General features: G+C 71.5%; 10 protein-coding genes. All 10 read right to left on the minus strand.

Annotation, left to right across the window (positions count from 1 at the left end; genetic code table 11):
- Nucleotides 1–9: 9 nt before the first annotated feature.
- The 10 genes from SSOG_RS09905 to SSOG_RS09950 all read right to left on the minus strand — a co-directional run bounded on the left by SSOG_RS09905 (nt 10) and on the right by SSOG_RS09950 (nt 12,110).
- A complete protein-coding gene (locus SSOG_RS09905; RefSeq protein WP_078510279.1) occupies nt 10–1,107 on the minus strand; it encodes an SDR family oxidoreductase in 1,098 nt (365 codons plus the stop codon).
- Nucleotides 1,108–1,126: 19 nt separating this feature from the next.
- Nucleotides 1,127–2,374: an acyl-CoA dehydrogenase family protein gene (locus SSOG_RS09910; protein WP_009714077.1), complete on the minus strand. Its 1,248-nt coding sequence runs from the start codon at nt 2,372–2,374 to the stop codon at nt 1,127–1,129.
- Nucleotides 2,371–4,074 (minus strand): AMP-binding protein, encoded by a 1,704-nt coding sequence (locus tag SSOG_RS09915; RefSeq protein WP_009714078.1) that lies wholly within the window; start codon nt 4,072–4,074, stop codon nt 2,371–2,373. Before SSOG_RS09915 ends, SSOG_RS09910 begins: the two co-directional genes overlap by 4 nt.
- Before the next feature lie 15 nt (nt 4,075–4,089).
- Nucleotides 4,090–5,685, minus strand: coding sequence for a class I adenylate-forming enzyme family protein (locus tag SSOG_RS09920; protein WP_039940914.1), 1,596 nt, complete (start codon nt 5,683–5,685; stop codon nt 4,090–4,092).
- 21 nt (nt 5,686–5,706) lie between these two features.
- On the minus strand, nt 5,707–6,237 hold the full coding sequence (locus SSOG_RS09925; protein ID WP_009714080.1) for an SRPBCC family protein: 531 nt from the start codon (nt 6,235–6,237) through the stop codon (nt 5,707–5,709).
- A 14-nt stretch (nt 6,238–6,251) separates the two neighbouring features.
- The gene (locus tag SSOG_RS09930; RefSeq protein WP_009714081.1) at nt 6,252–6,908 is read right to left on the minus strand and encodes an isochorismatase family protein; all 657 of its coding nucleotides are present in this window, start codon (nt 6,906–6,908) and stop codon (nt 6,252–6,254) included.
- Between the two features lie 9 nt (nt 6,909–6,917).
- A complete protein-coding gene (locus tag SSOG_RS09935) occupies nt 6,918–7,715 on the minus strand; it encodes a 2,3-dihydro-2,3-dihydroxybenzoate dehydrogenase (protein ID WP_009714082.1) in 798 nt (265 codons plus the stop codon).
- Nucleotides 7,716–7,808: 93 nt separating this feature from the next.
- Nucleotides 7,809–9,023 carry a 3-deoxy-7-phosphoheptulonate synthase gene (locus SSOG_RS09940; protein ID WP_009714083.1) on the minus strand — a complete coding sequence of 405 codons (1,215 nt, stop codon included), beginning with the start codon at nt 9,021–9,023 and terminating at the stop codon, nt 7,809–7,811.
- On the minus strand, nt 9,005–11,008 hold the full coding sequence (locus SSOG_RS09945) for a phenazine-specific anthranilate synthase component I (RefSeq protein WP_009714084.1): 2,004 nt from the start codon (nt 11,006–11,008) through the stop codon (nt 9,005–9,007). The genes SSOG_RS09940 and SSOG_RS09945 overlap by 19 nt, the downstream gene beginning before the upstream one ends.
- A gap of 121 nt (nt 11,009–11,129) precedes the next feature.
- Nucleotides 11,130–12,110 carry a ParB/RepB/Spo0J family partition protein gene (locus tag SSOG_RS09950; protein WP_208867341.1) on the minus strand — a complete coding sequence of 327 codons (981 nt, stop codon included), beginning with the start codon at nt 12,108–12,110 and terminating at the stop codon, nt 11,130–11,132.
- Nucleotides 12,111–12,387 lie beyond the last annotated feature (277 nt).

Below are 12,387 nucleotides of genomic sequence, written 5' to 3' on the forward strand. Positions count from 1 at the left end.
CGGGATCGTTCATGCCAGGAACCTCGACAATCCGCTGTCGGCGGGGGCCAGGGGACGCCCCGGCGCCGGGAGGTCGAACAGCAGCCGGGCGAGCAGTTCGGTGGAGGGTTCGGGCAGCGGGCCGTCCACCAGTCCGGCCAGCCTGCCGCGCTCCATCACCCGGTCCAGCCCGATGTAGCGCAGTCCGGTGAGGCTGTTGCGCCACGCCTGGGACAGCGGCAGGAAGCGTTCGGCGTTGGCGGAGAGCCACAGCACCTGTTCGGCGGAGGCCGGGACCAGCCGCAGCCACTTGCCGAAGTGCAGCGGCGACAGGGCGCGCGCCACCTCCAGCAGGCCGCGGATGGACGGGGCCCGCTCCCCGGCGGACAGATGGGTGACGACGGGCTCGGGGCGCGGTCCTGAGCGGTGCAGCCCGGCCAGCGCGTCCAGCAGGGTGCCCGCCGCCAGGTCGCGCGGCAGGACGTCGACCCGGGCGCCGCGCATCGCGGGCAGCACCCGGCCGGGCAGCTCGTCCCACCGCTCGGCCAGCAGATACAGCGAGTTGCGCTTGCGGGTGGCGCCGGTCTGCGAGTCGCCGAGCAGCGCGGCGACCCGGCTGATGAGGACATCGGGCTCACCGGGGCCGTGCCGCCGCGTCAGCTCCTGTTCGGCCAGCCATTTGCTGTGCTCGTACGCGGTGCGGTGGCGGTCGGGGGCGAGCGGGGTCTCGGCGATCCGGCCGAGGGTGCCGCCCGCGACGAAGATCGAGGAGGCGTAACCGTAGACCACCCGGCGCCCGGAGCGGCGCTGGAGCTCGCGGGCGACCTCGTAGCCGCCCAGGGCACCCAGCACGTTGACGGCGTACAGATCGCGGCCGCTGCCCGCCCAGTTGGTGTCCCCGGCGAGGTTGACGACGGCGTCGACGTCCTCGGACAGCTCGTCCAGCTCCGCGTCCGTCAGCCCCCACAGCGGTTCGCGTACGTCGCCGCCGATCCGGGCCTCGGCGAGCGAGGGGAACAGCCGCTCGAAGGGGACCTGGCCGGGGCGGGAGCGGCGCACCAGCGGCACGATCTCGATCCCGCGCCGCGGGGCGATCTCGGCGACCGCGGTGCCGAGTTGTCCGGTGATTCCGGGTCAGCAGCAGTTTTCATCCGAGATCGACACCCTCGTCGTAGGCGGCGGTGTCGGGCACCAGGCCCCCGGCGACCAGCTCCCACATCATCTCGTCGGTGCCGCCGCCGAGCCGGGCCAGCCGGGAGTCGCGCCACATGCGGGCGAGCGGCGTCTCGTCCTCGAGATAGCCGGGGCCGCCGAACAGGTGCATGCACTCGCTCATGACCTCTTCGACGAACCGCGCCGCCGTGGTCTTGAGCGCCGCGATCTCGCGGGTGCCGCACGCGCCGGGCACCGCTACGCCCTGGGCGGCGCTGTAGACCGCGTAGCGCAGCGCGATCAGCCGGGACGACAGTTCGGCCAGCCGCAGCCGCAGCGCCTGCTGTTCGATCAGCGGTTTGCCGAACTGCTTGCGGCGCTGGAGGTGGGCGGTGGCGAGCCCGATGGCGCGGGCCGCGCCGCCGACGGCCTGGGCGGCGATGGAGAGCCGTTCGTGGTTCAGCCCCCAGGTGGCGCCGAGCAGTCCGCCGCCGCGGCGGCCCACCAGGGCCTCGTCGGGGACCTCGGCGTCGATGACCATCCAGGTGGTGTCCAGCGCGGAGGTGCCCGCCTTGTCGAGCCGCTTGCGGGGTGTGAGCCCGTCGCGCGGTACGGCGAGCAGCCCGAGCCTGCCGTCGACCGGCCCCGAGCCCTCGTCCAGGCGGCACAGCAGCAGGGCGACGTCGCAGACCAGGCCGAGCGACAGATACTTCTTCTCGCCGGTGACCCGCCAGCCGCCGGGCGTCTTGCGGGCGACCGTGCGCACCCCGTTGAGGTCGGAGCCGCCGGTCGGTTCGGAGGCGCCGAGACAGCCGACGAGCCGCCCTTCCAGCGCCCCGGCCCGGTACTCGGCGAGCAGCGGGGAGTCCCCGAAGCGGGTGAGGATGGACAGGACCGTCTCGCAGTGCAGGCTGAGCCCGACGGACAGGCTGGCGTGTCCGAGCCGGCCGCTCTCCTCGGCGATGATCACACCGAGTCCGGGGTCGCCGTACGGGTCGGCCGGGGACGCGTCGCGCCAGCGCTCCTCGAACAGTCCGGCGAGGCCGAGTTCGGCCAGCGCGTCGCGCGGGAAGAGCCCCTCGGCCTCGGCCTGCTCGGCGACCGGTTCGAAGGTCCGCCGCAGCAGCTCCGCGACGCTCTTACGGGTGTCCTCCACCCGCTCGCCGAACGGCCCGGCCGTGAAGAGGCGGGAGGTCTGCCCGGCCGGGGCGGTCTGCTCCGCCGGTGCGGCCACAACACTCACGAGTCGTTACGCTCCTTCAGTTCACCCGCCACGTACGACAGCCACAGCGAACGGCGGCGGGGCTTGCGGCTGGAGGTCAGGGGGATGGTGCCGCGCTTGACGTACAGCACCTCGGCATGGGCCGCGTCGCCGGTGAACGACGCGATGACGGACAGCGCGTCGTCGAGCCGGTCGCCCAGCGGGCGTTCGGTGACCACCAGCACCGTCGGTTCGCCCCCGGTGATCCCGGCGACGACGGTCGCGTACCGCCGGGAGATGGCCCCGGAGGCGACGAGTTCGAGTTCGATGTCCTCGACGAAGACGTTCTGGCCGTTGATCTTCACGCTGTCGCCGAGCCTGCCGATCACATACAGCTCGCCGTCCAGCAGGAACCCGGCGTCGCCGGTGTACAGCCTGCCGTCGTGCAGTTTGGCCACGTCCTCGGGAGCGGGGTCGGCGTAGCCGTCGGCGACCGAGGGGCCCTCGACGTAGATCTCCCCGAGCACCCCTTCGGGCTGCGGGGCGCCGTCCTCGTCCAGGATCTCCACGCGCGCGGTCTCCAGCGGCGGACCGCAGGAGACCTGCCAGGTCCAGGGTTCGTCGACCGGTACGGTGCTCAGCTCGACGACCTCGCTCACGTCCAGCTTCTCCCCGAGCCGCCGCTCCAGACCGCCCGCCCGCACCATCCGGGCGACGTGGTACTTGCTCACCCCGGTGACCGCGAGGGTGCCCTCGGCCAGCCCGTACGCGGGCATCAGCGCCCGTACGTCGAAGCCGTGCGGGCCCAGCAGCGCGGCGAAGCGGGCCAGCACCGCGGGGTCGATCCGCTCCGCGCCGCTGACCACGGCGCTCAGTGCGGAGAAGTCCAGCCCTTCGAGGTCCTCGGGGCGGACCGCCGACAGCACCCGCTCGAAGCCGAAGTTGGGCATGCACATGTTGGAGTACGGGGTGCGTCCGTACTCGGCGATCCAGCCGCGGGTGTCCCGGATGAACTGCTCGGGCCGCATCAGCGCGTGCTCCACCTGGAGGGTCAGCGCGCCCAGCAGCCCGCCGACGAGACCCATGTCGTGGTAGAGCGGCAGCCAGGTGACCGCGCCGTAGCCCACCGGGTTCATCCAGCCCTGGATCATGCCCAGGTTGGTGGCCAGGTTGGCCATCGAGATGCGCAGTCCGCGCGGTGAGCCGCGGGAGCCCGAGGTGAACTGGAGCACCGCCAGCTCGCCCCAGGCGCGCGGCGCCTCCTCGGGGCGGTCGGCGTAACTCGGCGCCAGCACCTCGGTGCCGCCGCCGAGCCGGGCGACGTTCTCCGCGACCACGTCGTGGTAGCGCGGGTCGGCGATGGCGTGGCGCGGATGGATGCGGGCGGTGATGGCCTTCAGCTGGTTCTGGTAGCCCTCTCCCCCGCGCAGCGCGAGCGGCAGGGGCAGGACGGACGGGGTGGCGCCGATCGCGAGCAGCCCGAAGAACTGCGTGACGAAGTCCTCCCCGCCGGGCAGCACCAGCGGCACCACATCGCCGGGCCGCACCCCCGCGTCGGCGAGCGCGGCACCCGCGCCCAGGGTCCGCTGCGCCAGCTCCCGGTAGGTGAGCCGCTGCCAGGAGCCGTCGTCCAGCCGGAACCGCATCCCGCGCTCGTCCGACGGGTCGTCCAGCCAGCCGAAGACGCGGTCGTGGTCGGGTGTTTTCCGTTGCGCGCTGCGCTGCTGCGTTCGCTGCGACAAGGTGACCTTCCCCCTCTATTCGGTCGGCCGGGTGTCCGGCCCGGGCCCGGCGGTCCGGTCCCGCAGCAGCCGCGCCAGCTCCAGCCGCTGCACTTTGGCGGTGGCGGTGCGCGGCAGTTCGTCCAGGCTCAGCTGCACCGGCGGGCGCATCGGGGCCAGCCGCGCGGCCGCCTCCGCCCAGCGGGCGAGGTCCAGTGGCCCGCCGTCCCGGGTCACCACGACCGGGGTCGGCGCGCCCTCCTCGCCGGGGACGACCACGACCTCAAGGAGGCCCTCGAGCCGCGACATCAGCAGGTCCTCGGCCTCCAGCGCGCTGCCGAAGCCGGGGATGATGTCGACCTCGCGGTCGGAGACGTGCAGACAGCCCCAGCGGGTGCGGTAGCCGACGTCGCCCATCCGCCACCAGCCGTCGTCCAGCTGCCGCTGGAAGCGGGCGTCCTCGCCGAAGTAGGTGAGCGCCCGGCCGTCGGAGCGGACCTCGATGAAGCCGGGGTCGCCGGGCCCTGGGGTGCGGCCGTTGCGGTCGACCACCCGGACCGCCGTCATCCCGGGGAACGGGAAGCCGACGCAGCGTCCGTCGGCGGACATCGCGCGCCGCCGCGAGGTGGCACGGCCGACGGTCGGCCCGACCTCGCTCTGTCCGTACAGCTGGAGGTGGAACGGGCGCCGGCGCCGGGACGCGCCCAGGATCTTCCGTACGGTCCGCGGATGGATGGCGTCGAACGTGCTGCTCAGCGCCAGGACGTTGGACAGCGGCCCGCGCGGATCGTCGGCCAGCGGCTCCCACTCCACGAACGTATTGGGGTGGGCCTCCAGCACACCGGGCTTGACCTCGGCGAAGATGTCGGCGATCCGCTCGGGCGTGGCGTCCTTGGTGATGACGATCGGGAAGCCGCGCTTGAGCGCGATGGCGAGCGCGGTCACCAGCCGCGAGTGCACGAACGACACCCGTACGGCGAGGGTTTCGCGGCCGCGTATCAGCAGCCGGGCGCCGAGCGCCTGCGGGCGGTAGCGGGCGCGCAGCGACCGGGCGGTGTGCACGACGAGCTTGGGGGTGTCGGTGGTGCCGGAGGTGTGGGTGAGCAGCGCGGGACGCCGGGTCCTGGTCCGGGTGAACGGGCGCAGATGCGCGTCCGGGTCCCGCCGCAGCGCGGTGGTGCCCTCGGCCTCGCCGGTCACCAGAAAGACCCGCTTGCAGCGCTTGGTGACATCCGGCGGCAACTCGCCGACCAGCTTCTTCTCGTCGGTGATCAGATGCGGCCAGTCACAGCGGTCCAGCAGCTCCGCGACGACCTCGCCGGTGAGGCTGGGCGAGAGGGCGACGGGCACCGCGCCGACGCGGGCGACCGCGCAGGTGAGCAGGAAGATGTCGAAGCCGTCCTCTTTGTAGACGGCGACCTTGTCGCCCGGGCGTACCCGCAGATCACGCAGCGCGGATGCCATTTCGGCGACGAGATTCGCACAGGCGTAGACGGTGAGGTCGCTGCCCAGCTCCGGTGCGATGTCGAGTTCGTGGTCGAGGGTGATTTTCTGGTACGGGCTCTTCTTGGCAGCCCCGTCGAAGAAGGAGCCCAGGAACAGTCCCCTGTTCCCGATGCGTTGCAGAATCACGGTGGGCGTCACCCCTCGCCATCAGGAGGCGGTTTCGAGTGCGGCCTTGATACGGACGAGCGACTGCCGCATATCGCCGTCGATTTTGTCCGACCAGTCGTCGAGGAACTTCTTCACCTCGGCGTCGCTCATGCCGTGGAGAATTCCCCGCATGCCTTCGGTCAGTTCGCCCATCCAGAAGGCGTGGGTCAGCGTAACTCCGCCCGCCGTCGGCTCGACCGTGAACGACCATACGCTCTCCTGGGCGCGGCCGTCTTTGGTGCGCATGGCCCAGCTGAACACGCGCGGGGCGACGGATTCCACGACCTCGCATTGCGTGGTCCAGTCCCCGCGCACGACCGGCGCCCAGGCGACCACATCCGGTTCCCGGTGGTTGTGCGCGGTGAAGACGGAACCGACGGCCGACGGCTCTCCCTCGCTCCACTCCCCGCCCAGACACTCGGGGCTCCAGTCACCGCTGCGGGTGAGGTCGCTGACATAGGCGAAGACGGCGGCGGGATCGGCACGGATTTCGGTGGTGGCGTCCACGCGGAACGTTTCCGTGGAACTCATCGGTCGGCACCCCTCTATCGGGCGGAGGTCTTCTCGGCGGCCAGGAAGCCGAGCGTCTGCTCGGTGGTGTGGATCGCCGCGCAGCAGCGCGCGGCATAGTCCAGCGCGGACCGGTGGTGGTCGGCGGTGAAATCGGCGAGGGCGTCCGCCACCAGGAACGGCTGGATATCGGAGCTGAAGGCGTCGACCGCGGTCATCAGACAGCCGACATGGGCGTAGACCCCGCACACGATCAATTGGTCGCGGCCGGACTTCCGGATCAGATCACGGAGTTCGGAGCGGACGAAGGCGCTGTAACGCCATTTCGTCAGCACGGTGTCCCGGTCGGCCGGGCGCAGCGGTTCCACGATCCCGGTGTCCCGCTCGTGGGCGGACATCCCGGGACCCCAGAAGTCGTACAGCAGACCGCGCTGGCCGCGGTCCATGTCGCCGGGCTGGGCCGAGTACACCACCGGCATGCCGAGCGCTGTGGCCCGGTCGCGCAGGGCGCGGGTGTTGGCCAGCAGCTCGCCGTACAGGGCGCTGCCCGGGTCGTAGGGCGCCAGGAAGTACTCCTGCATGTCGTGGAAGAAGAGGACGGCGCGCTCCGGGTCGGGCCGCCAGTCGACCTGGTTCTTCGGCAGATCGGTCGCGGTCGGCATCGGATAGGGCGCGATGGCGGGAATGCCCATGGCCTTCTCTCACACCCCCAGAATGGCGCCGCCGTCGACGCACAGGTCCTGCATGGTGATGTGCCGGGCCCGGTCGGAGGCGAGGAAGACCACGGCGTCCGCGATGTCGCCGGGTTCGGCGATCCGCCGCAGCGGGATTCCGGTCTTGTACGTGTCCATCGAACCGTCGAGGGTGGTCTGCCGGTCGGATTCCGCGGACCACAGCGAACGCAGCATGTCGGTATCGGTCGAACCGGGCGACACCACGTTGCAGCGGATTCCGTATTCCGCCAGTTCCAGTCCGAGGGACTTGGTGTAGAGGGACGCGGCGGCCTTCGAGGCGCCGTACGCCGCCATATGGACCCGGGGTATCCGTCCGGCGTTGGAGGCGACGGTCACGATGGCGCCCTCGCCGCGTTCCTTCATGCGCGAGGCGACGGCCCGGGAACAGTGGAAGACACCGTCCAGATTGATCGAGAAGATGGCCCGCCAATCGCGGTCCGACATTTCCAGCGCGGATCCGGCGCGCATCACTCCGGCCGCGTTCACCAGCAGGTCCACGGCGCCGAGTTCGGTTTCGATCCGGTCGACGACCTCGTTGATGCGGCCGCTGTCGGTGACATCGGCGGGAAAGGCGACGGCGGTCAGTCCGTCCGCCGCCATCTTCTCCACCAGATCGGTCAGCCCGTCGGCGTCCTTGTCCACGGCGGCCACCAGAGTTCCGCGACCCGCGAGTGCCCGTGCGATGGCGGTTCCGATTCCGCCGGATGCGCCGGTGACGAGTGCGACCCGGCAGGCGATGTCGGCAGTGTCCTTGTGCTCGGTCAAATCCTCACCTTCCTGAAAGAGAAGGGGCAGCCGCCGGGCGGAGCGAAGAGACGCCGCGTAGGTTCGGCGGATGTATTCCGAGTCTACGGATTCCTATGCGCGAATCCAGGTGCGCATCAATTCGGCTGCCTGGTCGGGATTCAGCCGCGGATCGCACAGCGTCGTATAGCGCTCGGCCAGTCGCTCGACCCCGTCGACCTTTCCGCCGAGACATTCGGTGACATCCGATGCGGCGACCTCGAGATGGAGTCCGCCGGGGTGCTCCCCCGCCACTTCCAGGACCCTCTTGCAGCGGACCGCCTCGTCCACGATGGCGCTGAGGTGACGGGTCTTCACCCCGCCCGCCCGCACGGTGTTGCCGTGCATCGGGTCGCTCAGCCAGACCGCCCGGTGGCCCCGGGCCCGTACGGCGGCCACCAGGGGCGGCAGCAGGTCGGCGACCCGCTCCGCGCCCATGCGCGCGATCAGGGTGAGTCTGCCGGGGGTCCGGTCCGGGTCCAGCAGGGCGCACACCTCGGCGAGTTCGCCGGGGTCGGCGGAGGGACCGAGCTTGAGCGCGACCGGGTTGGCCACCTGGGACAGCAGCCGCACATGGGCCGAACCGGGCGCTCTGGTGCGGTCGCCGAGCCAGGGCAGATGGGTGGAGGCGAGGATCCGCTGTCCGGCGTCGGTGCGGACCAGCGGCGCCTCGTAGTCGATGACCAGCGCGTCATGGCTGGCCCATGGCCCGTCGGGGAACGGCCCCGGGCGGCGTCCGGCGCGGCGGTCCCGGTCGCGGGCGAGGACCCGTAACACCTCGGCGCTCGCCTCGTACGCCCGCACCATCCGCCGCGGATCGTGCTCCCGCGCCCCGGCGGACGGGGCCTCGCCGTTGACCATGTGGCCGCGGAAGGCGGGCAGCGGCACCCCGTCGACGTCCTCGAAGGGGCTGCTGCGCGGCTTGGCGAACTGGCCGCCGATCCGCCCGACCCGTAACACAGGGCCGTCGCCGCCGAGTTCATCGGCGAGGGCGTGCAGCACCGCCGTCTTGGCGCGGACGTGATCGGCGCCGGTCTCCTCGAAGCTCTCCGCGCAGTCGCCGAGCTGGACCATCCGCGCCCCGCCGGCCGCCACCACCGCCAGCGCCCGGCGCAGCCGGGCCAGTTCGGCGGCGGTCACCAGCGCGGGCGCGCTGGCCAGCGCGGCGCGGCTCGCCACGTAGTCCGGATGGGTCTTCCACTCCGGCTGCTGGGCGGCCACAGCCCCCTCGGGCCAGGGGAGTCCGGGCGCGGCCCGGGTGCCGTCGCCGATCACCGGTCGGCTTCGCATTCGATCAGCTCGGCGGGCTGCCGCAGCGCCCAGCCGAGCAGGTCGGCGAGGAGGTCGGTGCCGTGCTCGGTCAGCACCGACTCCAGATGGAACTGGGTGGCGGCGAACCGCTCGCCGCGCACCGCGTGCACCTCGCCGGTGGCCGGGTTGCGGCACAGCTCGACGGCGCCGCGTGCGAGTGGGGAATACAGCCGGTCGGCGGTGTGGCGGGCGGCGTACGAGTTGTAGAAGCCGACCGGCTCGGACCGTCCGAAGAAGTCGATGCGGCGCTGGGTGCCCTGGTTGGGCCGCTCCCTGGGGAAGAGTTCGAGCCCCAGCAGCGCGCACAGCACCTGGTGGCTGAGGCATTCGCCGACGAACGGGATACCCCGGGCGAAGAGCCCGCCGATCAGGTCGGCGATGCCGCGCACCTTGGGGTCGGTGGTGGCCCGTGGGTCGCCGGGTCCGGGCCCCAGGACGACGCAGTCGTAGCCGTCGACGGTGGCGGGGTGTACGGCGTCCCAGGGGCGGATGGTGGCGTCCAGGCCCAGCGAGCGGGTCTGGTGGCCGAGCATGCCGGTGAACATGTCCTCGGCGTCGACGATCAGCACCCGTCCGGCGTCCGGCCCGGCCGTCCGTACCGGCCGGTCGTCCTCCTTGCCCAGCCAGAAGGCCGACAGCCCGGCGTTGCGCCGCTCCAGCGCGCTGAGCACCTTGGGGTCGTGGGCGAGTGGCGCACCGCCGCCCGCGGGCCGGACCGGTGCCGCGGGCACGGCGCCCCGCTGCTCCAGTCCGGTGGCGGTCAGCAGCGCGTCCACCTTGGCCCAGGTCTCGGCGACCTCAGCGGCGGGCCGGGAGTCCCGGACCAGGGTGGCGCCGACGTCGACGCGCAGGTCGCCCTCGCGGCCGATGTCGGCGGTGCGGATGAGGATCGCCGAGTCCAGGGTGTCCCGGCCGGTGGCGTCCCGGCCGAGGAGGGCCAGGGCGCCGCCGTAGTAGCCGCGTCCGCTCTCCTCGTGCCGGGCGATCACCCGGCAGGCGTTCTCCAGCGGGCTGCCGGTGATGGTCGGCGCGAACATCGTCTCGCGCAGCACCTCGCGGACGTCCCGCGAGGTGGCGCCCTCCAGCAGGTATTCGGTGTGCGCGAGCTTGGCCATCTCGCGCAGATGGGGGCCGCGGGCCCGGGCGCCGCGGTCGCAGACCCGGGCGAGCATCTTCAGCTCCTCGTCCACGACCATGAAGAGTTCGTCGGTCTCCTTCTGGTCGCCCAGGAACTCCAGCACCCCGTCCAGGTCCGCGCCGGAGGGCGGATAGCGGTAGGTGCCGCTGATCGGGTTCATCCGCGCGGTGCCCGCGTCGACCTGGACGTGCAGCTCCGGGGAGGCGCCGACGAAGGTGCGGTCGCCGGTGTGCACCACGAAGGTCCAGTAGGCGCCGGACTCCATGGTCAGCAGCCGCCGGAAGACGGTCAGGGCGACCTCGGGCCGGTAGTCGCCCAGGGTGGCCCGGAAGGACCGCCTGATGACGAAGTTGGAGCCCTCACCGGCCCGGATCTCCTGGTCGAGGATCTTCTCCACGACCTTCTCGTAGTCCTCGTCCCCGATGTCGAACCCGGCGTCGCGCAGGGCGACTTCGGCGTCGGGCAGCAGATCCAGCGCCTCCTTGACGGGGAGGGCCGCGCGGCGCTCCGCGGTGAGCGCCAGGATCGGTTCGCCGTCGTCGTTGCACGCGTACCCGCGCTCGGTGACCTGGCGGAAGGGGATGACCGCCAGCACCTCGGCCGGTCCGCCGCTCCCAGCGCCCGCGTCCGCTTTTGCGGGTCCGGGGGACGGCAGTTCGGCGAGCGACCCCACCTCGGCCACCGTCCCGGTCAGCACCTCCACCTCGTGCCCGCCCGCACACGCTCTGCGCAGCAGAGCGAACGGGGGCGGGTCGGGCGCCACCAGCGCCTGGAGGAGATCCTGGGCGTCCGTGTCGCGGAAGCCCGTGACTTGATGGCTCGTCATGCCTGCCTTCCCTAGGCGCCGAGAAGCTGACTCACGATGCGAACGGGTGTCGACCCGCTGGGAGTGGATGGACGAAGGGGATCGAGGAAGAGGGAGAAACGAACGGGACGGACGCGGAACGTCAGCCCGATGCCTGCCGACTGGAGCGCTGCTCCAGCTCCGTGGCGAAGTCCTGCCACGCCCGGCTGCATTCACGTGCGGCCGAGGCGATCAGCTCCACACGGTGCGGCGGGACGTTGTCGCTGATCCGGGTCCACTCTTGCGGGCCCACCGTGCAGGCGTCCAGCAGCCGCAGCAACGTGCGGCCCGACTCCGAGAGCCGCAGCGACGGGTCCTTGCGCAGGTTGTGGATCAGTGCGGGGAGGTCGGGGGCGCGGTCGGCGCCGTCGATCCGGGCCACCGCCTTGGGCATCAGCGGGGTCGCGGTGGCCACCGCCTCGGGCTCACGGCGTACGGGCCCCGCGGGGGCCTCGCCGCGCCGCAGCCGGTCGCGGACGTCCCGCACGGTGGCGGCACAGACCCCGGCCTCCCGGGCGACCTCCCGCAGCGAAACGCCGGGCCGCTCGGCGAGGATCCGGCCGGCCTGGATACGGCCCTCGGCGGCGTCGACCGGGCGTTCCCGGCCGTCGCGCCCGAGCCGGGTGCTCGACTGGGGAATTTCCCCACTCGCACGGCGGCGGATCGCGCCGACCGTCTTATGGGAGAGCCCGGTGACCGACGCAATGGCCCGATCGGACCATTCCGGATGGGAGTTGATGATACGTTTGGCCGCGGCATTCCTGTCGGCCCGCGGCAAGGGAAGTCCATGCGAGACGTTTGCTTTGACCGCGAGGACGAATGCTTCTTCATCGTCGCACTCGCAGAAAATCGCCTCGATTTTACCCAGGCCGCGCAGATCCGCGGCCTGCACCCGGTGCATACCGTCGATGACATGCATCGTCCTGCGATTGACCAGAATGGGCGGCAGTTCGGCATCCGACTCGGCGAGCAGGCGCACATGTTCATTGTCCGCACCCGACAGCCGGGGCGAATCAAAGTGCGTTAACTCGCTCAGGGACACCATTTCCGTGGACTGCTGCGTGGTTTCGGCAGTGTCAGCCATGAGCTGACCATTCATGTGCCTTTCCCCCTGTGACAATCCGGTGCTTCATGGAAGACAGCAATGGACGCAGACATCAGGAGGCGTACTACCCATGGAGGGCTGGACGCTGGACGACAAGCCCAGCCGCATCGACGCGAAGGTGAAGTAATGACCGGCTCAAGGCCACCCCCGTGGACTTCCGCTTACCCCGTCTGTCTCATGGAACACGAGCCCTTGCGACTACCCGGAGCGCCGACTCCCACACGTCGGCCAGTTCATCGGAGGTCATTACGGCAGA

The sequence above is a fragment of the Streptomyces himastatinicus ATCC 53653 genome (assembly GCF_000158915.1).
Classification (GTDB): Bacteria; Actinomycetota; Actinomycetes; order Streptomycetales; family Streptomycetaceae; genus Streptomyces; species Streptomyces himastatinicus.

Bases quoted from the DNA above. Each gene is read 5' to 3' on its own strand.
- SSOG_RS09940 (WP_009714083.1), bottom strand. From the start codon at position 9,023: ATGCGAAGCCGACCGGTGATCGGCGACGGCACCCGGGCCGCGCCCGGA.
- SSOG_RS09945 (WP_009714084.1), bottom strand. From the start codon at position 11,008: ATGACGAGCCATCAAGTCACGGGCTTCCGCGACACGGACGCCCAGGAT.
- SSOG_RS09925 (WP_009714080.1), bottom strand. From the start codon at position 6,237: ATGAGTTCCACGGAAACGTTCCGCGTGGACGCCACCACCGAAATCCGT.
- SSOG_RS09930 (WP_009714081.1), bottom strand. From the start codon at position 6,908: ATGGGCATTCCCGCCATCGCGCCCTATCCGATGCCGACCGCGACCGAT.
- SSOG_RS09950 (WP_208867341.1), bottom strand. From the start codon at position 12,110: ATGGCTGACACTGCCGAAACCACGCAGCAGTCCACGGAAATGGTGTCC.